The organism is Mesorhizobium sp. C268A (assembly GCF_040324475.1).
Taxonomy (GTDB): domain Bacteria; phylum Pseudomonadota; class Alphaproteobacteria; order Rhizobiales; family Rhizobiaceae; genus Mesorhizobium.
In genome coordinates this window covers 3,882,051-3,901,352 of sequence record NZ_JAMYVX010000001.1, presented here as the reverse complement: position 1 = coordinate 3,901,352, position 19,302 = coordinate 3,882,051, and the positions used below count along the sequence as shown (strand labels likewise).

The window sequence follows — 19,302 nt, the reverse complement described above, 5'->3', positions numbered from 1 at the left end:
GTCTACTGATCCTGTTGCTGCAGTGAAATTAGGCCGATATTCTTGTAGCCGGCGGCCTGGATGAGGGCCATGACCTCCATCGCGGCGCCATAGTTGGTCGCCTTGTCGCCGCGGATGAAGATGCGCTCTTCGTAGCCGGTCTTGGAAATCGCCTGCAGTTTGGCGACCAGCTCTTCCCTTGGGATTTCGGTCTCCTGCAGGAAAATCTTGCCGGCCGCGTCGATCGAAACGGTGATCGGCTGGGTGTCGGCGTTCATAGCCTTGGCCTTCGTCTCCGGCAGGTCGACCGGCACTCCGACCGTCAACATAGGTGCGGCGACCATGAAGATAATCAAGAGCACCAGCATCACGTCGACCATCGGCGTGACGTTGATTTCCGACATCAATGCATGGTGGCGGCCGCGCCGCCTGTGTCCGCGCCCGCCGCGTCCTGCCATGCCAACCGACATACCCATCTTCTTACCTCAGCCCTTAGGCGCTACTTTTTCATCGATTTGGCGCGAGAGTATGGCGGAGAACTCATCCGAGAACCCTTCCATCCGCACCGCGATCTTGTTCGCGTCGGATGACAGCTTGTTGTAGGCGATAACCGCCGGTATGGCGGCGAGAAGACCGATGGCCGTCGCCAGCAGCGCTTCGGCAATGCCGGGTGCAACAACCGCGAGACTGGTGTTCTTCGAACCGGCAATCGCCTGGAACGAGGTCATGATGCCGATGACGGTGCCGAACAGGCCGATGAAGGGTGCGGCCGAACCAGTGGTGGCGAGAAAGCCGAGACGGCCCTCCAGCTTCTCCATCTCGCGCGTCAACGCCAGGTCCATCGCCTTGTCGATGCGGGTCTGCAGGCCGAGCGGCGATTTGGCCCCCTTCTCGAAGCTCTTCTTCCATTCGCGCATGGCCGCAACGAAGATCGCACCCATGCCCGTGGTCTTGCGGTCGGCAAGCGTGCGATAGAGCTCTTCCAGCGACTGCCCCGACCAGAACACCTGTTCGAAGCGATTGAGCGACAGACGCATGCGGGCATAGCTGACCAGCTTGTCGACGATGATCGCCCAGGTCCAGACCGAGGCGCAGAGCAGACCGATCATGACCAGCTTGACCACCCAGCTGGCCTGTGTGAACAGCGCCCAAATCGACAATTGCGCTGCCGGATCGGCGAGTGCGGTAGTTTCCATGCTTCAGTCCTTAAGATTTTCCGGGCATCGCTGGCGGCTGGCCCATGGGCATCCCTTGTGGTCCCTTCGCGCTTGGCTTCCGGATTAACCCCAAAATGCACCGTTGGCGGCCTTTTCAGGGCAAATATTGGTGAAAGGAAGGCGCGCGGATTCTTCCAATCTTCACCGATCTCTTCATGAACCGTTATGGTTAAGGATGGGTTAGGAAATATGGCGCGGCGCATTGCCGCGCCAAGGCACGACGCGGGCCATCCATCCACAATCGAATGCGCTGCCGATTGGCCGCTCGTTGCCGGCCGGCAGGCCTGGATATCAGCTTGCTCCTGGTAGAAAGGCCGCGATCCATTCTTTCGGAAAGCGCTTCGGCCGGCCGTTCTCGCCGATGATCGCCGCCTCGACCTTTGCTTCGACCAGAACCTCTGTCCCGCGTTTCAATTGCTGCGCCATGACGATGCGGGCGCCGGAAATATCCTGCGTTGATGTGTCGATGGTCAGGATGTCGTCCATGCGGGCAGGCGAGCGGAAATCTATCTCCATCCGCCGCACCACCCAGACGATCCGTTCGCCGTGCTTGCCTTCGTGAAGTTCTGTGTGGTGGACGCCCGCCAGCCTGAGATAGTCCGAGCGGCCGCGCTCGAAGAATTCGAGATAGCGCGCGTGGTAGACGACGCCGGAAAAATCGGTGTCGGCATAATAGACTCGCGCCATCAGCCGATGGCCGAATTCCGTCAAGGCTCCGGAAAGCCCGCCGGCAAGCGCCGCCGATTCACCATGATCGTCCATCGCGCTTTCCTTTTTGCCCCCGGCGGGGCACCTGTCTTGCCAAAATCACCAGCGCAGCAAACCGGATGGCACTGTTGACGGCGATGATCAAGACCGTGATGGCAGCGCTGCTGGTGCTGGCGGCGTCTGCGCTTCCCGGTCAGGCCGCTAGCTTTTCGATGAAGCGCGGCCTCAACCTCGACCAGTGGACGACCTGGGTCGGGGAAGACAAATGGAACGACCGACAAGCCATCCTGCCCTATCCGGAATGGCGCAAGTTCCTGAACGAGGATGACCTCAAGGCGCTGAAGGCCGCCGGTTTCGACTTTCTGCGCATGCCGGTCGACCCCTCGCCGTTTATGTCGGACCAGACGCTGGCGCTGCGCGACGACCTCTATGCCAGCGTGCGAGACTCGGCGCGCATGATCAACCGGGCCGGTCTGAAAGTGATCGTCGACATGCACCTGATCCCGGCCGGCGGCGGCCGCGAGATCGGCATGGGCCAGGTGATGGACGATCCCGCAACCTTCGAGGCCTATGTCGAGGTCGTCCGCAAAATGGCGCGCACGCTTGCCACTGAGGACCCGGCGCAGGTCGCTTTCGAGCCGATGAACGAGCCTATCGTCGACTGCGACAGCGAGGGCACCAGCCTGTGGCCGGAGCGTCAGCAAAAGCTGTTCGCGGCCGCGCGCGCCTCGGCCACCAGGCTGACGCTGATCCTGACCGGCGCCTGTTATTCCAGTGCGGCTTCGCTGGTCAGGATCGACCCAAAGTCGATCCCCGACGACAACATCATCTGGACCTTCCACTCCTACGACCCGTTCCTGCTGACGCATCAGGGCGCGACCTGGGCCGGCGATTTCATTCTCTATGTTACCGGCCTGCCCTATCCGCTGACCGCGGTGCCGCGCGCCGAGCTCGATGCGACGCTGGATGCGATCCGCGCCAAGATAAAGCCGAGGCGCCACGGACCAGACGGAACGGCCTGCTCGCCTATCTCGATGAACAAGTCGCCAGCATGGACACGGACGAAAAGCTGCTCGGCGTCATGGATGCGCCGTTCGAAAAGGTCGAGGCCTGGGCGAAGGCCAACGCCATCAAGCCGGAAAACATCACGCTGGGCGAGTTCGGCATGATCCGCCAGGAATATGGCAATCCCTATGTGATGCCGCCCAAATACCGCGCGGCCTATGTCAAGGACATGATCGCGCGCGCCGAGGCGCATGGCTTCTCATGGTCGGTGTGGAGTTTTGGCGGCGCCTTCGGCATCGTCGACGCTTTCAACGGCGAAAAGGCCGAACCCGCCGTGATGGATGCGATCCGCTCGCTCCATTAGCCCTAGGGCATGTCGAGATTCAGGTCAGGCCGAGTCGAAAATGAGGGGTCCGAAAACCGGAACGGAGCGGACTTTGGTCCGTGACTACCGGAAGCGCAGGAACACCTCATTTGCAGGCCGGCATCACCTGAATACCGGCATGCCCTAACCGAGGTCGATCTGCAGGATCTCCGGCCGCATGCCAAAGCGCACCGGCGCGATGCTGAAGCCGAGTCCGCCTGACACGATCAAATTGCGGTCATTCTCGACGACATGGCCATAGGCAAAGCGGTTGCCGAAGCGGGACGGCACCACCGGTGAATAGCCGAACAGCCTGACCTGCCCGCCATGTGTGTGGCCCGACAGCGTCAGCGAAACCCGCCACGGCACTTTCGGGAAAATGTCAGGCTCATGCGCAAGCAGGATGATCGGTGCCTGGTCGGTGATCTTGGCCAGCGTGCCGTCGAGATCGTCCAGGCCTTCAAATCTGTCGCGGCCTGCGGCCTTGTTCGGTAACAGTGCCAGCTGGTCGGCGAGCCCGGCGATCCAGAAGCCGTATCCATCCTTTTGCAGGCGCACGGCGTCGTTCTCCAGAACCGAGATGCCGGATTCCTCCAATGCCTTGCGCGCCACAGTCCCCGCTCCGGCCTGCTGCGCGAAAGGATCGTGCCACCAGTCGTGATTGCCGAGGATCGACAGCACACCAAGCGGCGCCTTCAGTCCTGACAAGGCCGGCGCCCATTCATGGGCCTCCACCCGGTTCGTCACCAGGGACATGCCTGAGAAATAGTCGCCGAGCAGTACGATCAGATCGGGCTTCAGCACGTTCGCATCTTCGACGAGCGAAGCGATCCGCTCAGGCGTCATCCAGGGACGGCAGGCGTGAATATCGGCAAGTGCTACGACGCGCAGCTTGAGATCTGCAGGCCAATGCGGCGGCGTCAGCTGGTAGCGCTTCACATGCGTCAACAGCATCGGCTCGATGCCGACCGCATAGGCACTGAGCGAAGCCAGCGAGAGGAACGAACCTCCGGCGAATTTCAGGAACCCGCGTCTGGTGATCACTTTTCTGGCTCCGACCTTGATCGGAGCAGTTCGCGCCGACATTGCGACGCCCGATACAATCGAGGAATGCGCCTTCACGCTGGCAGGTTTGAGGAGATTCTGCACAGAAATCCGTTCCGAAGAACAAATGTCCGTTACTCTTCCTGGAACAGGTTGATCTGCTGCTGTGCCAGATCCTTTGGCGCGTCGAGGCCGAGATGGCGCCAGGCGTTGGCGGTCAGCACGCGGCCGCGTGGCGTGCGTTGGATGAAACCCTGCTGGATCAGATAGGGCTCGATAATGTCCTCGATGGCGTCGCGCGGCTCGGAGAGGCCGGCGGCGATGGTTTCGATGCCGACCGGCCCACCACCGAAATTGCGCGCGATCATCGAGAGATAGCGGCGGTCGAGTGCGTCGAGGCCGAGCGCGTCGACCTCGAGCCGGGTGAGAGCTTCGCCGGCAATCTGCTTGTCGACGTGGCCGTCGCCGGCGACGGAGGCGAAATCGCGCACGCGGCGCAGCAGCCGGCCGGCGATGCGCGGCGTGCCGCGGGCGCGACGTGCGATCTCCAGCGCGCCATCGTCGCCAAGCGGCATTTGCAGGATGCGGGCGCCGCGCCGCACGATCTGCTCCAGTTCCTCGACAGAATAGAAATTGAGCCGCACCGGAATGCCGAAACGGTCGCGCAGCGGGTTGGTCAAAAGGCCGAGCCTGGTGGTGGCGGCGACGAGCGTGAAGCGGGCAAGATCGATCTTGACCGAGCGTGCCGCCGGACCTTCGCCGATGATCAGGTCGAGCTGGAAATCCTCCATCGCCGGGTAAAGGATCTCCTCGACTGCCGGATTGAGCCGGTGGATCTCATCGATGAACAGCACATCGCGGTCTTCGAGATTGGTGAGAAGTGCGGCGAGATCGCCGGCCTTGGCGATCACCGGACCGGAGGTCGAGCGGAAATTGACGCCGAGCTCGCGCGCCATGATCTGCGCCAGCGTTGTCTTGCCAAGCCCCGGCGGCCCGACGAACAGCACATGGTCAAGCGCCTCGCTGCGGCCCTTGGCGGCCTCGATGAAGACTTTGAGATTGGCCCGCACTGCGGCCTGGCCGACGAAATCGGCGAGCGTCTGCGGCCGCAAGGTCTGCTCAGCATCCTCGCCGCGCTTTTCCGGGGCAATGAGGCGGGGTGAAAGGCTCATGCGGCCTTCCTCGCACAGGGCAAAGGACCGGACAAGCAATCACTCACCGCGCCAGTTCCTTCAGCCCGAAACGAATGAGCTTCGAGGCATCGGCGTCCTCGCCGGCCGTCTTCAGCGCCGCCGCGACAGCATTGGCTGCTGTGTCGCGCGAATAGCCGAGATTGACCAGCGCCGAGACGGCGTCGGTAATCGGCGCCGGCGCCACGCCTTCGCCGAGCTCCTGCTTAAGGCCGATGGTGCCGGAGGCGGTTCCGGCATAGGCCGGCGCCTTGTTCTTCAACTCGGTGACGATGCGCTCGGCCACCTTCTTGCCGACGCCGGGGCGCGCGGCTGACCATGGCGATGTCGCGCAGCGCGATCGCATTGGCGAGGTCTGCCGGCGCCAGCGTCGACAGGATGGCCAGCGCCACCTTGGCGCCGACGCCTTGCACATTGCTCATCAACAGCCGGAACCATTCGCGCTCAAGCACCGACTGGAAACCGTAGAGCCGGATCATGTCCTCGCGCACATAGGTCTCGATGAACAGCACCACCGCCTCGCCGGGCGAAGGCAGCGCGGCCAGCGTGCGCGCCGAGCAATAGGCGACATAGCCGACGCCGTGCACATCGACGAGGCAGAAATCCTCCTCGATCTCGTCCAGCGTGCCTTTCAATTTGCCGATCATGCGTGATCCCTCATGCCAGCGCCATCCTGTAGGCGACGCTTTGCCGGTGATGCGCGTGGCAGATGGCGATAGCCAACGCGTCTGCGGCATGTTCGGTGTCGAAAACGGCTTTCGGCAACAGCACCTTTACCATCATGTGGATCTGCTTCTTGTCGCCATGGCCAACGCCGATCACCGCCTTTTTGACGGCATTGGGGGCATATTCGGCCACAACAAGGCCGGCGCGCGCCGGCACCAGCATGGCTATGCCGCGCGCCTGGCCGAGCTTCAGTGTCGCCACCGCATCCTTGTTGACGAAGGTTTGCTCGACGGCCGCTTCCTGGGGCATGGCCGCATGCAGGATCTCGGCCAGCCCGTCATGCAATTGGCAGAGCCGTGTCGCCAGCGCCGCCTTGTCGTCGGAGCGTACAGTGCCGGAGCTGATAAAGCGCAGCGAGTTGCCGAGGCTCTCGACGATGCCCCAGCCGGTGCGCCTCAGCCCCGGATCGATACCGATAATGCGAATCGCTTCCCTCATGCGCGAAGTCTACCTCCGGCGCACAGCGATGTCAGCGAAATGTGAACAAACCGGAAACGGAGGCGTTTAACCTCGAGCAAAAGCCGTGTTCAGCAGCGTGATCTGGTCGGAAACCGGATTGGCGCGGCGGGCGGCGGCAGGCGTCTCGGCAAACGCGCCGCCATAGATCTCTTCGTCCATGCGGCGCACCAGCGCCTGCAGGCGCAGCGAGCGGGTGACGAGGTCGAGGAAATCCTTCGGCAGTTCGCCCCAGCCGACCGCTTCGTCATGCGCCGAGGCGGTGTCGAGACGCACCTTGGATTTTTCCGAAGCGACCTGGTCGCGGGTCATCTCGCCGGAATTTGCCGCCCGCTGCAAAAGCAGCCAGGAGGCGACTTGCATCAACCTTGTGGTCAGCCGCATCGATTCGGCCGCATAGAGCGTCGCCGCCAGCCTGGACAGCTTCTTGGCCTCGGCCCGGCCCTTGCCGTCAAGATACTCGGCTGCCTGTTCGACCAGGCCCATGCCTTCCTGGTAGAGCGGTTTGAAGGATTGGGAGAAAACCCGGCGTTCCGCCAGCTTGATGGTTTTCGCGATGCCCTTCGAAGGCTCGTTCATCGATACGCCCCTGCACTGCCCCGTCGGCTGATTCGGCTTCTCGCCGTCACGCCGGCACCCTAGATGACTGAAGCTTGAAAATGCGCTTCGCCGCCGGCGAAGGCAAGCACATGTTTAACAAACGGTTAACGCCTGCGCAGGGGCGCCAAGCGGACCAAAAGCAGACAAAAAAGAGCCGCGGATAAGGCGGCTCTCAGGAGTTTAACAGGGAGGCGTCAAACGAAGTGGCTCCAACCACTCGGTAAGAATCCAGATCACTGGATGGACATAGTAAACACCTGTAAAGCTTAATGAACCCTTAACGGCGCGGATATTTCTTGATCGACCGCTGCCCTTCTGTGCCGTATCAGCACAACGGTGCCCTAAGCCTGATCGTCGGCTTGTTCATGCCTTCTTCCACACAGCCGGCAAGGAAATGAAGGCGAACAGCAGCATTGCCGCATAAAACCCCATCGAGGAGGAAGCCAGCACCGGCTCGATCTCCGGATGGCCGGCAAGTTCAAAGTAAAGCCCAATCATCAGTGCGATGCCGCAGATTGCCGTCAGCCAGAAATGCACGACGGCAATCGTCTTTTGCCCGACCGCTGGAAACAGGTGGTAGAAGAAGGCAAACACCGCCGACATCAGCCAGCCCGCCACCATGGTGTGCGCGTGGGTCGGCATCTGCCCATGGTCATTGGAGATCGCCATATGCAGGCCGAGCGCCATGCCGCACAGGGAATAGATGACGGCCAGGGTGAAGAAATTTCGTGCTACGCCTTGCATGGGATACCCTCGTTGGTTGTTGCAGACTTGGTCCGACCGCGCGCGGCCAAAATGGAGCGTCGGTCGCGAGCGGCTTAGTCCCCGCAGGTTTCAGGATCATGCCGCGAAACCAGCCAATGCCGACACGGCGTCTATCCGGCAAATGCCGGGTATTGTGCGGGCTGGCGGTAAAATCCGGCGACGGCGCCACCGCAACAAGCCGGCACCCACGCGGCATCTTCTGGATACATGTACGGAGATAATCCGCCCTCCTTCGGAAGCAGACGCGCGATAGCAGCGTTTACCCCCGGAACGATGCACAAGGAGCGGCAATGGACTGGTATTCTCTCTTCAAATTCCTGCATGTCATGGCAGCGATCCTCTGGCTCGGCGGCGGTTTCGCCATGCTGCTGGTTTCGATACTCGCCGATCGCGACGGCGACGACGAGACGCTGATGGTCATGCTGAGAACGACGGACAAACTCGGCTTGCGTCTGTTCGTGCCGGCGTCTATCGCGACCCTGGCTTCTGGTCTGGTGCTGACTTCGCTATGGACCGGCTTCTCCGACCTTTGGGTCGTCATCGGCCTTTGCGGCTACGCCGCCGCGTTTCTGACCGGTATCCTCGTGCTGAAGCCTTCGTTCGAAAAGCTTGCCACAATGCTTGCCGCGGACGGCATGACCCCGGCTGCCATAGCGTTTGGGCGCCGCATGATACGGATCGTCAAGTTCGATTTCGTCATCATGATCGTCGTCGTCGCCGACATGGTGCTGAAGCCGACCGCGCACGACATCGCCACTCTCGGCGCCATGGCGGTCGTGGTCGTTGGTGGTGCATCGCTGACCTTTGCGAGCGCCCCGCGAACCAAACCGGCAGCCGCCTGAGCGGGATTTAGAGCAGGCCGGCGATCCCGTCCCAAAGCAGCTTGACCGCGACCACGGCCACGGTCGCGTAGGTGAAGGGATAAAAAATCTCCGGCCGCATGCGCCGCACCAGCCAGGCGCCGGCGATGGTGGCCAGCGGCGCCAGCGGCATCAGCACGGCCGACGCCGTCAGGTTGGCGGTGTCGAACTGGCCAAGCGCGAAGTAGGGGATCAGCTTCAGCGCGTTGGTGGCGGCAAAGAAGATCGCCGATGTCCCCGACAGCACCTTCGGATCGAGCCGGATCGGCAGCGCATAGACCTGGAAGGGGGGCCCGCCGACATGGGCGACGAAGCTGGTGAAGCCGGCGACGGTGCCCCAGAAGGCGGCGGCGATGCGGTTGGGCGCCGCCGCATGGTCGGAACCGTGGCGGAACTGGAGATAGAGCCAGCGCAGCACGAAGATCAGCGCGACAGCGCCGACGATCAGCCGCACCATCTCTTCGGTTACGAGCGCTGCCGTCAGCCAGCCGAGCCCAATGCCGATCACCGCGCCCGGCATCATGTCGACCAGCATCTTTCTGTCGTAGACGCCCCACCACGTCCACACCGAAACGATGTCCATCAGGCACAGGATCGGCAGCAGGATGGCCGCCGCCTGCACCGGCGGCATGGCCAGCGCCATCAAAGGCACGCCAACGAAGCCGACAGCGCCGCCGAAGCCGCCTTTCGACAGCCCGACAAGTATCACCGCCGGAATGGCGGCGGCATAAAACCACGGATCGGCGAGCAGACCTGACATGAACTGGAAATGCTGGAGGGAAGACGGTTGCCCTGCAATAGCCCAGAAACCCTTGCGCCGCGACCGGGAAAATGCCGGCCGTGTCGATCAACTGTGCGTAAAGCGACGGTTCCGGATTTACGGCAAGATCGCCGCCGATGCATAAGGGCGCCGTCCGATGCACATCAGGTTTTGACCCCAGGTTTTGGCCCCAGGTTTTGACCCCAGGTTTTTGACCCCAGGTTTTTGACAATGAGCGAACCCCACATCCGCCGCGCCGAAGCGGCCGACCTGCCTGCCATCGTAGCCATGCTCGCCGACGATCCGCTTGGCCGCAGCCGCGAGGATGCGACCGAGCCACTCGCCAAGGCCTATCGCGACGCCTTTGCCGCCATCGACGCCGACCCCAACCAGTTTCTTGCCGTGATGACGGATAGCGGCCGCGTCATCGGCACGTTGCAGATCAGCTATCTCGCCGGGCTGTCGCTGCAGGGCGCCTTGCGCGGCCAGATCGAGGCTGTGCGCGTCGTCGCAGACCGCCGCGGCGAACGGCTGGGACAGCGTCTGCTGGAATGGGCGATCGAACAGTGCCGTGAACGTGGCTGCAAGATTATCCAGCTGACCACCAACAAGAGCCGCCAGGACGCGCATCGCTTCTATGACCGGCTCGGCTTCAAGGCCAGCCACATCGGTTACAAATTGGAGCTTTAGTTCAGCGGTGGAGGACGGCGCCGGATCGGCTGCGCCTTGATGATGGCGGTGCTGGTTTCCGCCTTGTCGGCGATGCGGTCGAGAAGCTTGTCGAGCTCGCCGATGGAGCGCACGTAGAGCCGGGCCACGAAACAGTCGTCGCCGGTGACCTTGTCGCATTCGCCGAATTCCGGGATCTCCTCGATCAGCTTCTGCACGATGTGCAGCTTGCCCGGCAGTGGCCGCACCCGCACGATCGCCTGCAACGGAAACCCCAGCGCCTCCGGGTCGATCTCGATGGTGAAGGCGCGGATGACGCCGCGTTCCTCGAGCCGCCGCAGTCGTTCCGAGACGCTCGGCGATGACAGCCCGACCTGCTGCGCCAGATCCTTCAACGAAGTCCGCGAATCCAGGATCAGGATGTCGAGAAGCTTTCTGTCCAACTCGTCCAGCATTTTCATCTCCTCGCAAAAGGGCAGCGCGCGCCTTGTTAAATAAGGTCCTGCCCCCCTATCACCTTTCATAGGGTATATAAACCCTCAAGACGGCATGAGATTATGGCCTCAACAGATAGAGGTATTGTCATGGACAACACGGTACGCGGCACGATCGAGATGACGGCGGCGATGACGATTGTCGGCACGATCGGCTGGTTTGTCGTCATGTCGGGCCAGCCCGTTATGGACGTGGTGTTCTGGCGCTGCGCCTTCGGCGCAGTGGCGCTGCTGATCACCTGCGCGGCACTCGGGCTGCTGCGCGGCAGGCTGACGCTGCGCATTGTTGCCATCGCCGCTCTTGGCGGCGCGGCTATCGTCATCAACTGGCTGTTGCTGTTCAGCGCCTTCTCCCGCGCCTCGATCTCGATTGCCACGGCGGTCTACAACACGCAGCCCTTCATGCTGGTCGGCTTCGGCGCGCTGTTCTTCGGCGAGCGGCTGACCCTGGCCAAGCTGACCTGGCTCGGCATCGCGTTCGCCGGCATGCTGCTAATCGTGCAGACAGGGCCCGATGCGGGTGTCGGTTCCGGCATAACCGGCACAGATTATGTCATCGGCATCGTCATGGCGCTCGGAGCGGCCTTCTTCTGGGCTGTCGCGGCAATCGTCGCCAAGAAGCTCAAGGGCACCCCGCCGCATCTGATCGCGCTGATCCAGGTCTGCGTCGGCGTCGTCATGCTGGCGCCCTTTGCCAACCTCTCGCATTTGCCCGCCGATGCCTGGAGCTGGGCCATGCTGGCCACGCTTGGCGTCGTTCACACCGGCCTGGTGTACATATTGATGTACGCCGCCATCCAGAAACTGCCGACGCATCTGCAGGGGTCGCTGTCCTTCATCTATCCTGTCGTTGCGATCCTGGTCGATGTGATGGCCTTCGGCCACCGGCTGCATCCGGCCCAGCTCGTCGGCGCAGCCGCGATCCTGATCGCCGCCGCCGGCATGAATCTCGGCTGGACTTTGTGGAGGGCCAAATCGCCGGCCAAAAGCCCGCAAGCCGTCAAATGAGCCGCAGAGCGTCGGCTCGCCGGCGATCGTAAACCAAAGCCAGCGCATCGTTCCCCGCCCGCCTGTTCAAGGCGGGCGCTTTGTTCTATGCCGCAATGCAACCATCTTCGCCCGGCATAGGCGAAACCCGGGATCGAAAGCCATGAACGACGCAACACCCCCCAACCGCTGCCGCATCGTGCTGATCGCACCCAAGGACGCTCCGGCGCAGCGCATTGCGGCTGCCTTCGACGGCGGTGATATCGCTTCCCTGATCCTGCCTGAGAACGGCATGGACGAGGCTGCCTTCCAGGCCTTCGCAGAACAGATCGTACCGGCCGCGCAAGCGGCCGGTATCGCCGTCATCATCGCCGGCGATACCCGCATTGCCGGCCGTGTCCAGGCCGACGGCATTCATGTCGAGGTTTCCAAGGACGCGCTCGCCGAGACCATCGAACACTTCCAGGGCAAGATGATGGTCGGCGCCGGTGGCGCCAAGACGCGCGACGACGCGCTGGAACTCGGCGAAACCAGGCCCGACTACATCTTCTTCGGCCGCTTCGACTACGACAACAAGCCGGAACCGCATCCGCGCAACCTGTCGCTCGGGCAATGGTGGGCGGACGTGATTGAGATCCCTTGCATCGTCATGGCCGGTTCCGCCATCGCTTCGGTAGAAGCGGTGGCCGCCACTGGCGCCGAGTTCGTGGCGCTGTCCAGCGCCGTCTTTGCCGAAGGCGCCGATCCGAAGGCGGCGATTGCTGCCGCCAATGCGCTGCTCGACCAAACCGCGCCGCGCTTCGAGGGCTGACGTGGGCCGACCTGGACTTCCTCTCGCGGTTCTCGTTGCGGCCTTGATGAGCGGGGCAGCGATCGCGGCGGAGACCGTTCCGCTGCCGCAGCCGAGGCCGGACACCAGCGCGCCCGCCCTCAGCGTGCCGGATGCGGTCGCCCCCGATGCGGGTGCCCCAAAAGCCGGTGCCACGGATTCCGGCGTCCATATCGACAAGCCGATCGACACCCCGCTGCCGCAGCCGGCGACAACCGCGCCGCTGCCGTCGGCCGACGCGATCAACCCCGAACGTTTCGGCGCCAAGCCGGCGGACCCCGCCTATGGCGCTTTCCAGCGCGGTCTTTACAAGACCGCCTACAATCTGGCGTTGGTGCGGGCCAAGAATGGCGACCCGGCGGCGCAAACGCTCGTGGCCGAGATTCTGTCGCGCGGGCTGGGCGTGCCGCTCAACCCGGCTGAGGCCGCCAAATGGTATGCGCAGGCCGCCGAGCAGGGGATTCCTGAATCGCAGTTCCAGTATGCGCTGATGCTGCTCGACGGCCGCTACGTCAAGAAGGACGAGAAGGGAGCCTATGCGCTGATGCAGGCCGCCGCCGAGGCCGGCAACCGGCTGGCGCAGTTCAACTTCGCGCAATTGCTCGTGCAGCAGGATCCGGGCGATGCCGGCATCGCCCGGGCTGTGCCCTATTATGAGCGTGCCGCGGCGACAGGGCTTGCCGACGCCCAGTATGCGATGGCGCAGGTCTATGCCAATGGCGTCGGCGGCAAGACGCGGGACGATGCAAAGGCGCGCAGCTTGCTGGCACAGGCTGCCAGGCAGAACTACGACACCGCGCAGATCGATCTTGCCGCCTGGATGATCGAGGGCCGGGGCGGTGTTCGCGACCTGAAATCCGGCTTCAACTGGATGAAGCAGGCAGCTGAAGGCGGCAATGTCGCTGCCCAGAACCGGTTGGCAAAGCTCTATATGGGCGGCATCGGCACCGACCCCGACCTGATCCTGGCCGGGGCCTGGTATGTGGTCGCCCGGCGCGCCGGCCTTATCGATCCGGAGATGGACGATTTCCTGCAAGGGCTGACCGACGACCAGACAAAGCAAGCCTTGCAGAAGGCCAACCGCCTGCCCTGACACGCAACGTCACTGTGTATGATCCAGCACGACCTTACCGAAGGGAGAGCCGTGTTCGAGATGGCGAAGGGCCTGTGCTGCCTCTGCCCAGGGGAAGACCCGGTCGATCACCGGCCGCAGCCGATGGACGGCGAGCGCCCGGTTCATCGCTTCGAAGGACTCGCGCGAGCCGACCGGTATGCCGCGTGCTTTCACCTGGCGGCGGAAGATGTCGAGCGGATTGATCACCCCTTCGCTGCCGCCGAGATAACCGATGACGTTGATCTGGGCGCCGCGCGCCGACGCCTTGAGCGACTGCGCGAAACTTTGGGGACCACCGACTTCGATGATGTGATCGGCGCCGCGGCCATCGGTCAGCGCCAGCACGGCCGACGACCAATCCGGATCGTCGCGGTAGTTGACGCCATCATGCGCGCCAAGCCCCTTCGCCCAGGCAAGCTTCTCATCGCTGCTCGACGTAACAATGACGCGCGCTCCGGCCGCCCTTGCGAACTGCACGGCAAACAGCGACACGCCGCCGGTGCCGAGGCTGAGCACGGTTTCGCCTGGCTTGAGCTTGCCCTCGGTGAACAACGCATGCCAGGCAGTGACGGCGGCGCAAGGCAATGTCGCCGCCTCTACGTCGCTGAGATGCGCCGGCGCGATGACAGCCGCCTGTTCGTCCAGCCGGGCGAATTCGCTCAGCAAACCGTCGATCGGGCCGCCGCGCTGGTAGGAAGGTTCGGCCATGGCGAAGCTGCCGCCGACCCATCGCTGCCAGAACGTGCCGCAGACCCGGTCGCCAACCTTGAAGCGGCTGACCTCGGGGCCAAGCGCGACGACCTCGCCGACGCCGTCGGAAAGCGGCACCAGCGGCAAGGGGAATGTCGTGTGATAGCTGCCGCGCGCGATCTCGACATCGCGATAGTTGAGCGCCGTCGCCTTGACGCGGACGATCATCTCCTGACGGCCGGGCTCCGGCATTGGTCGTTCGACCATCTTGAGATTGTCGATGCCGCCCGGCTTCTGCAGTTCGATTGCCTTCATTGTCGTCGTCCTTTCGTTTGAAAGGAAAATTGCTTGCCAGGCGATGGATTTCAAATTCATAATGTTTACAATGATTATGCTTACGAAACATAGTTCTAGCTATGCTTGAGGAATTGCGCACGCTCGCCCTGTTTGCCGAGGAGGGCTCGATCCAGAAGGTCGCCCGGCGCCTGCCGCTGACGCAGCCGGCTGTGACCCGGCAAATCCAGCGGCTGGAGGACATGCTTGGCACGACGCTGCTCGACCGCCGGCAAAAGCCGCCGCGACTGACGCCGACGGGGCTGGAAGTGCTGGCGCGCGGACGCGATATCATCGCTTCCGTAGAAGCGCTGAAATCCTTCGCCGGAAAGACCGAGCCGGAAGGACTGTTCCGCCTGGGTCTCGCCCATGGCCTCTCGGACCGCGACATCGCCGGGGCCATCGCCAACGCCGCGGCGGCGTTCCCGAAAGTGTCGCTACGGCTCAAGACGGGCTGGAGCGCCGAACTAATCGGTCAATTCGAACGCGGCGAGCTCGATGTGACGATTGTTCTGCGATCGTCGGATAAGCCAGGCCCGGAAGCGCTTGGCACTGAACGTCTTGGCGTCATAGCTGCGTCCACCGTCCCCGATCCGGAAGACGGTGGCCGGACACCCATGCCGTGGGTGCTTAGTCCGGCCCCTTGCGACGCGCGCCAGAAACTCATGTCCGTTCTGGTCGGCGGAAGGCGTTATTTCGAGATCGCGGCGGAGATACAGGATCCGGCCTTGCAGATGGAATGGGTCCGTCGGGGGCACGGCCTTGGGCTAGTGCCGTTGCGTCTTGCAAGGCGCGGACTTCCCGACGGCCTCATGCTGGTCAACACGGAAGATGTCGACCTTTCCTTGCAGGTCGCCGCACTTCGTTCGCCTCATCTCAACCGGCTGACTGAGGCTGCGGACGCCATCGTCGAGGCTGTCGGCAGAGTCATTGCGGCCCAGGTTTGAGGCTACCAGCCCTTGTCGGGCGATCTGGCATCCCCTTGCCTCTCCTGCCGATTTGTGGTCTTGGGAGCCCGAAATCGCTTGTCCAGCGACCATCCCCATACCAACGGCCAAGCCGTTGGTAGCATCCCGGATCAATCTCATCATGGCCAAGATCAATGGCAACGAAATCCGTCCCGGCTATGTCATCGAGCACGATGGCGGCCTTTGGGTGGCGGTCAGGACCAACACCGTCAAGCCCGGCAAGGGCGGTGCCTATAACCAGGTCGAACTGAAGAACCTGATCAACGGCACCAAGCTCAACGAGCGCTTCCGCTCGGCCGAGACCGTCGAGCAGATCCGGCTCGACCTGAAGGATTTTTCCTTCCTCTACGCCCAGGACGACGCACTGGTGTTCATGGACACGCAGAGCTACGAGCAGCTCGAGCTGGCGAAGGATTTCGTCGGCGACCGCGCCGCCTTCCTGCAGGACGGCATGATGGTGACGGTCCAGCTCTATGAGGACAGGCCGATCGGCATTTCGCTGCCCGACCAGGTGACGCTGACCATCACCGAGGCCGACCCGGTGGTGAAGGGCCAGACGGCCGCGTCCTCGTACAAGCCGGCGGTGCTGGAAAACGGCATCCGCGTGCTGGTGCCGCCATTCATCGGCGCTGGCGAACGCATCGTCGTCGACACCAACGAACTCACCTACATGCGCCGCGCAGACTGACGCGTAGGCAGGAACAGATACGATGGCACGCTCCGCACTTCTCAATGTCATGGTCCAGGCCGCCATGAAGGCCGGCCGCTCGCTGTCGCGCGACTTCGGCGAGGTGCAGAACCTGCAGGTGTCGATGAAGGGACCGGGCGACTATGTCAGCCAAGCCGACCGCAAGGCCGAGGACATTCTGTTTGCCGAACTGTCGAAGGCACGGCCGGGCTATGCCTTCCTGATGGAAGAGCGCGGCATGATCGCAGGGGACGACGACCAGCACCGTTGGATCGTCGACCCGCTCGACGGCACCACCAATTTCCTGCACGGCATTCCGATCTTTTCCATCTCGATCGCGCTGGAGCGACAGGGCCAGTTGGTCGCCGCCGTCATCTACAATCCGGCAATGGATGAGCTCTACACCGCCGAGCGCGGCGGCGGCGCCTTCATGAACGATCGCCGGCTGCGCGTTGCCGGCCGCAGCAAGCTCACCGACTGCGTCATCGGCTGCGGCGTGCCGCATCTCGGCCGCGGCCAGCACGGCAATTTCCTCGTCGAGTTGCGCAATGTGATGGCCGAGGTCTCGGGCGTGCGCCGCCTGGGTTCCGCCGCGCTCGATCTCGCTTATGTCGCCGCCGGCCGCATGGACGGCTTTTGGGAAACCGGCCTTTCGGCCTGGGACATTGCCGCCGGCCTGCTGCTGATCCGCGAGGCCGGTGGCTTCGTCTCCGACATGGATGGCGGCCAGGATATGCTCGAAGCGGGTTCGCTCGTCGCCGGCAACGAGGTCATACAGCGCGCGCTGCTCAAGGCGGTGAAGAAGCCGCTTTCGGCGCGCTGATCACTTGGCATGCCGGCGCGGCGTGCTGAAGCGCCGCAGTCGCAAAACCGCAATCAAAGCTTGAAATACTGCCCGGCGGCCGCCCAGATAAGGGTGACGCAGGATTTTTTATGACGAGCATACCTTCACTATCCTCGCGAGAAGCGCAGCCAGACCAGCCAGTTGAAATCCCTTATGTCGGGCGTTGGCACTACTCGCGTGCGGAGATGATCGCCGATGGCATCGTCCATGCGGTCGGCATCGTGCTGGCGATAGCCGCCGGCTCGGCGTTGCTGGCGCTGGCCGCCTTCCATGCCGGTCCCGGCGAATACATCGCCGCCGCCTTCTTCGTGGTGTCGCTGCTGACTGTGCTGTCGATTTCGCTGACCTACAATCTGTGGCCGGTGACGTCGCCGGCGAAGTGGATCTTGCGGCGCTTCGATCATGCGGCGATCTATCTCCTGATCGCCGCGACCTACACGCCCTTTCTGGCCCAGCTCGACGGCTCGCCGCTGGCGCTGCCGATGATTGTCCTTGTCTGGACCGCTGCTTTGACCGGCATTGCCATGAAAGTGTTCCTGCCCGGTCGCTTCGATCGTCTGGCCATTGTCTTCTATCTCGCCATCGGCTGGAGCGGCGTCGTCCTGGTCAAGCCGCTGGTGGCGACGTTGCCGACGACCTCGATCGCGCTGATTGTCGCCGGCGGCATCGTGTACTCCTGCGGCGTCATCTTCTTCGCCTGGAAACGCCTGCGCTTTCACAATGCCCTCTGGCACGGCTTTGTCGTCACCGGCGCCGGGCTGCATCTTGCCGCCATGGTCGACTGCCTGGTCGTCAACCGCCTCTGAACGGCGTGGTGCGGCCCGACAGTCGGGCAATATTGCCAAGCGCCATTCAATTTGGTCACAATTCCGTTTAGAGTCGCGAATTACGTGATCGGCGGCACTGGAGCGGTTCCAGGGAAGTATGAGCGGCTTCCCGTTCGGAATTGCGTCAAGGCAAATAGAGCATCGGAAACGGGGCACGGATGGCTTTTCTCAGATCCTTCGGCGTGGGCAGGCGTTCTGATGTCCTGATGTACGATCCGCACAAACTGTCGAGCCCGCAGGTCTTCCTCCTGACCATGGTCATCTTCCTGGTCATCGTCGCCTTCATCGCCGCCATCCTCACCCGCCAGATCTCGACCGCTTTCGGGAGCAATCCCGGCCTCAACGGCCTGATCGTCGGCGTCCTTGTGGTCGGCATCCTGCTTGCCTTCGCCCAGGTCGGACGACTGTTTCGCGAAGTGCGCTGGGTCAATTCCTTCCGCGCCGGTTCCGAAACCACCGAGCCGGTGCTGCTGGCGCCGATGAAGGCGATGATCGGCCGCTCCTCGACGGTCGCCTTCTCGACGTCTTCGATGCGCACCATGCTGGATTCGATCGCCACCCGCCTCGACGAAAGCCGCGACACCTCGCGCTATCTCGTCGGGTTGCTGGTGTTCCTCGGTCTGCTCGGCACCTTCTGGGGCCTGCTCAACACCATCGGCTCGATCCGCGAAACCATCGAATCGCTCGATCCCGGCACCGGCGACGCCGCCGCCGTGCTCGATTCGCTGAAGCAGGGGCTGTCGGCGCCGCTGGCCGGCATGGGTACGGCCTTTTCGTCCTCGCTGTTCGGCCTTTCCGGGTCGCTGGTGCTAGGCTTCCTCGACCTGCAGGCCGGCCGCGCGCAGACCCGCTTCTATACCGAGCTTGAAAACTGGCTGTCCTCGGTCACCGATCTCTCCTCCGACATCGCCGTCGCCGACCCGGCCAAGACTGAATCCTCCGACGAGATCCGGGTCCTGTCGGAACGGCTGCGCAGCATGCAGGAAAGCGGCGGCGGCTCCAATCCGCGCGTCGCCACCGCCATGGCCAATCTCGCCGACGGCATTTCCGGCCTGGTCAAGAACATGCGCTCCGAGCAGCAGATCATGCGCGACTGGGTCGAGGCCCAGTCGGACGAGCAGAAGGCGATGCGCAACACGCTGGAAAAGATCGCCGACGCGCTGAAGAAACCCGGGGTCCACTAGC

Annotated in this window: 21 protein-coding genes and 2 pseudogenes; 11 read left to right on the top strand and 12 right to left on the bottom strand. The window is 63.1% G+C overall.

The features are described 5' to 3' along the window. Positions 1 to 2: 2 nt before the first annotated feature. The 3 genes from tolR to ybgC all read right to left on the bottom strand — a co-directional run bounded on the left by tolR (position 3) and on the right by ybgC (position 1,958). Positions 3 to 455 carry a protein TolR gene (tolR, locus tag NKL06_RS19010; protein WP_023673843.1) on the bottom strand — a complete coding sequence of 151 codons (453 nt, stop codon included), beginning with the start codon at positions 453 to 455 and terminating at the stop codon, positions 3 to 5. Between the two features lie 9 nt (positions 456 to 464). Next, positions 465 to 1,175, bottom strand: a complete 711-nt coding sequence (gene tolQ / locus NKL06_RS19005) for a protein TolQ (protein WP_023673844.1) — start codon at positions 1,173 to 1,175, stop codon at positions 465 to 467. Positions 1,176 to 1,487: 312 nt separating this feature from the next. Beyond that, positions 1,488 to 1,958 carry a tol-pal system-associated acyl-CoA thioesterase gene (gene ybgC / locus NKL06_RS19000; RefSeq protein ID WP_023673845.1) on the bottom strand — a complete coding sequence of 157 codons (471 nt, stop codon included), beginning with the start codon at positions 1,956 to 1,958 and terminating at the stop codon, positions 1,488 to 1,490. A 65-nt stretch (positions 1,959 to 2,023) separates the two neighbouring features. Here ybgC and NKL06_RS18995 point away from each other — a divergent pair. Beyond that, positions 2,024 to 3,273: pseudogene (locus tag NKL06_RS18995) on the top strand (glycoside hydrolase family 5 protein). Positions 3,274 to 3,417: 144 nt separating this feature from the next. Here NKL06_RS18995 and NKL06_RS18990 read toward each other — a convergent pair. The 6 genes and pseudogenes from NKL06_RS18990 to NKL06_RS18965 form a co-directional block, all read right to left on the bottom strand. After that, positions 3,418 to 4,317 carry a metallophosphoesterase gene (locus tag NKL06_RS18990; RefSeq protein ID WP_023726179.1) on the bottom strand — a complete coding sequence of 300 codons (900 nt, stop codon included), beginning with the start codon at positions 4,315 to 4,317 and terminating at the stop codon, positions 3,418 to 3,420. Between the two features lie 134 nt (positions 4,318 to 4,451). Then, a complete protein-coding gene (gene ruvB / locus NKL06_RS18985; RefSeq protein WP_023694597.1) occupies positions 4,452 to 5,489 on the bottom strand; it encodes a Holliday junction branch migration DNA helicase RuvB in 1,038 nt (345 codons plus the stop codon). A gap of 43 nt (positions 5,490 to 5,532) precedes the next feature. Then, positions 5,533 to 6,154: pseudogene (ruvA, locus tag NKL06_RS18980) on the bottom strand (Holliday junction branch migration protein RuvA). A 10-nt stretch (positions 6,155 to 6,164) separates the two neighbouring features. Next, the gene (ruvC, locus tag NKL06_RS18975; protein ID WP_023668769.1) at positions 6,165 to 6,671 is read right to left on the bottom strand and encodes a crossover junction endodeoxyribonuclease RuvC; all 507 of its coding nucleotides are present in this window, start codon (positions 6,669 to 6,671) and stop codon (positions 6,165 to 6,167) included. A gap of 66 nt (positions 6,672 to 6,737) precedes the next feature. After that, positions 6,738 to 7,268 (bottom strand): protease adaptor protein RcdA, encoded by a 531-nt coding sequence (gene rcdA, locus NKL06_RS18970; RefSeq protein WP_023668768.1) that lies wholly within the window; start codon positions 7,266 to 7,268, stop codon positions 6,738 to 6,740. 384 nt (positions 7,269 to 7,652) lie between these two features. Continuing rightward, positions 7,653 to 8,033 (bottom strand): hypothetical protein, encoded by a 381-nt coding sequence (locus NKL06_RS18965; RefSeq protein WP_023668767.1) that lies wholly within the window; start codon positions 8,031 to 8,033, stop codon positions 7,653 to 7,655. A gap of 311 nt (positions 8,034 to 8,344) precedes the next feature. On the opposite strand from NKL06_RS18965, the gene NKL06_RS18960 reads away from it, so the two are divergent. After that, on the top strand, positions 8,345 to 8,896 hold the full coding sequence (locus tag NKL06_RS18960) for a DUF2269 family protein (protein WP_023694595.1): 552 nt from the start codon (positions 8,345 to 8,347) through the stop codon (positions 8,894 to 8,896). A gap of 7 nt (positions 8,897 to 8,903) precedes the next feature. On the opposite strand, the gene NKL06_RS18955 is transcribed toward NKL06_RS18960, so the two are convergent. After that, positions 8,904 to 9,674: a sulfite exporter TauE/SafE family protein gene (locus NKL06_RS18955; RefSeq protein ID WP_023668765.1), complete on the bottom strand. Its 771-nt coding sequence runs from the start codon at positions 9,672 to 9,674 to the stop codon at positions 8,904 to 8,906. Between the two features lie 231 nt (positions 9,675 to 9,905). On the opposite strand from NKL06_RS18955, the gene NKL06_RS18950 reads away from it, so the two are divergent. Then, positions 9,906 to 10,364, top strand: coding sequence for a GNAT family N-acetyltransferase (locus tag NKL06_RS18950; RefSeq protein ID WP_023668764.1), 459 nt, complete (start codon positions 9,906 to 9,908; stop codon positions 10,362 to 10,364). Here NKL06_RS18950 and NKL06_RS18945 read toward each other — a convergent pair. Further along, complete coding sequence (locus NKL06_RS18945; protein WP_023704892.1) at positions 10,361 to 10,798, bottom strand: Lrp/AsnC family transcriptional regulator; 438 nt, start codon at positions 10,796 to 10,798, stop codon at positions 10,361 to 10,363. The genes NKL06_RS18950 and NKL06_RS18945 overlap by 4 nt on opposite strands. Positions 10,799 to 10,927: 129 nt before the next feature. Between NKL06_RS18945 and NKL06_RS18940 the strand changes: the two genes are divergently transcribed. From NKL06_RS18940 to NKL06_RS18930, 3 genes are all read left to right on the top strand, one after another. Next, positions 10,928 to 11,845: a DMT family transporter gene (locus NKL06_RS18940; protein WP_023694593.1), complete on the top strand. Its 918-nt coding sequence runs from the start codon at positions 10,928 to 10,930 to the stop codon at positions 11,843 to 11,845. Positions 11,846 to 11,987: 142 nt separating this feature from the next. Then, positions 11,988 to 12,635 (top strand): thiamine phosphate synthase, encoded by a 648-nt coding sequence (locus NKL06_RS18935; RefSeq protein WP_023694592.1) that lies wholly within the window; start codon positions 11,988 to 11,990, stop codon positions 12,633 to 12,635. Between the two features lie 46 nt (positions 12,636 to 12,681). Further along, positions 12,682 to 13,746, top strand: a complete 1,065-nt coding sequence (locus NKL06_RS18930) for a tetratricopeptide repeat protein (RefSeq protein WP_023694591.1) — start codon at positions 12,682 to 12,684, stop codon at positions 13,744 to 13,746. A gap of 9 nt (positions 13,747 to 13,755) precedes the next feature. Here NKL06_RS18930 and NKL06_RS18925 read toward each other — a convergent pair whose 3' ends face one another. Next, the gene (locus NKL06_RS18925; protein WP_023711985.1) at positions 13,756 to 14,772 is read right to left on the bottom strand and encodes a zinc-dependent alcohol dehydrogenase family protein; all 1,017 of its coding nucleotides are present in this window, start codon (positions 14,770 to 14,772) and stop codon (positions 13,756 to 13,758) included. Between the two features lie 101 nt (positions 14,773 to 14,873). Between NKL06_RS18925 and NKL06_RS18920 the strand changes: the two genes are divergently transcribed. The 5 genes from NKL06_RS18920 to NKL06_RS18900 all read left to right on the top strand — a co-directional run bounded on the left by NKL06_RS18920 (position 14,874) and on the right by NKL06_RS18900 (position 19,301). Then, positions 14,874 to 15,737: a LysR family transcriptional regulator gene (locus tag NKL06_RS18920; protein WP_023694589.1), complete on the top strand. Its 864-nt coding sequence runs from the start codon at positions 14,874 to 14,876 to the stop codon at positions 15,735 to 15,737. Between the two features lie 142 nt (positions 15,738 to 15,879). After that, positions 15,880 to 16,446, top strand: a complete 567-nt coding sequence (gene efp, locus NKL06_RS18915; protein WP_023668757.1) for an elongation factor P — start codon at positions 15,880 to 15,882, stop codon at positions 16,444 to 16,446. Positions 16,447 to 16,468: 22 nt separating this feature from the next. Continuing rightward, on the top strand, positions 16,469 to 17,269 hold the full coding sequence (locus NKL06_RS18910; RefSeq protein ID WP_023684166.1) for an inositol monophosphatase family protein: 801 nt from the start codon (positions 16,469 to 16,471) through the stop codon (positions 17,267 to 17,269). Positions 17,270 to 17,379: 110 nt separating this feature from the next. Further along, positions 17,380 to 18,096, top strand: a complete 717-nt coding sequence (gene trhA / locus NKL06_RS18905; protein ID WP_023688947.1) for a PAQR family membrane homeostasis protein TrhA — start codon at positions 17,380 to 17,382, stop codon at positions 18,094 to 18,096. A gap of 179 nt (positions 18,097 to 18,275) precedes the next feature. After that, on the top strand, positions 18,276 to 19,301 hold the full coding sequence (locus tag NKL06_RS18900) for a MotA/TolQ/ExbB proton channel family protein (RefSeq protein WP_023668754.1): 1,026 nt from the start codon (positions 18,276 to 18,278) through the stop codon (positions 19,299 to 19,301). Position 19,302 lies beyond the last annotated feature (1 nt).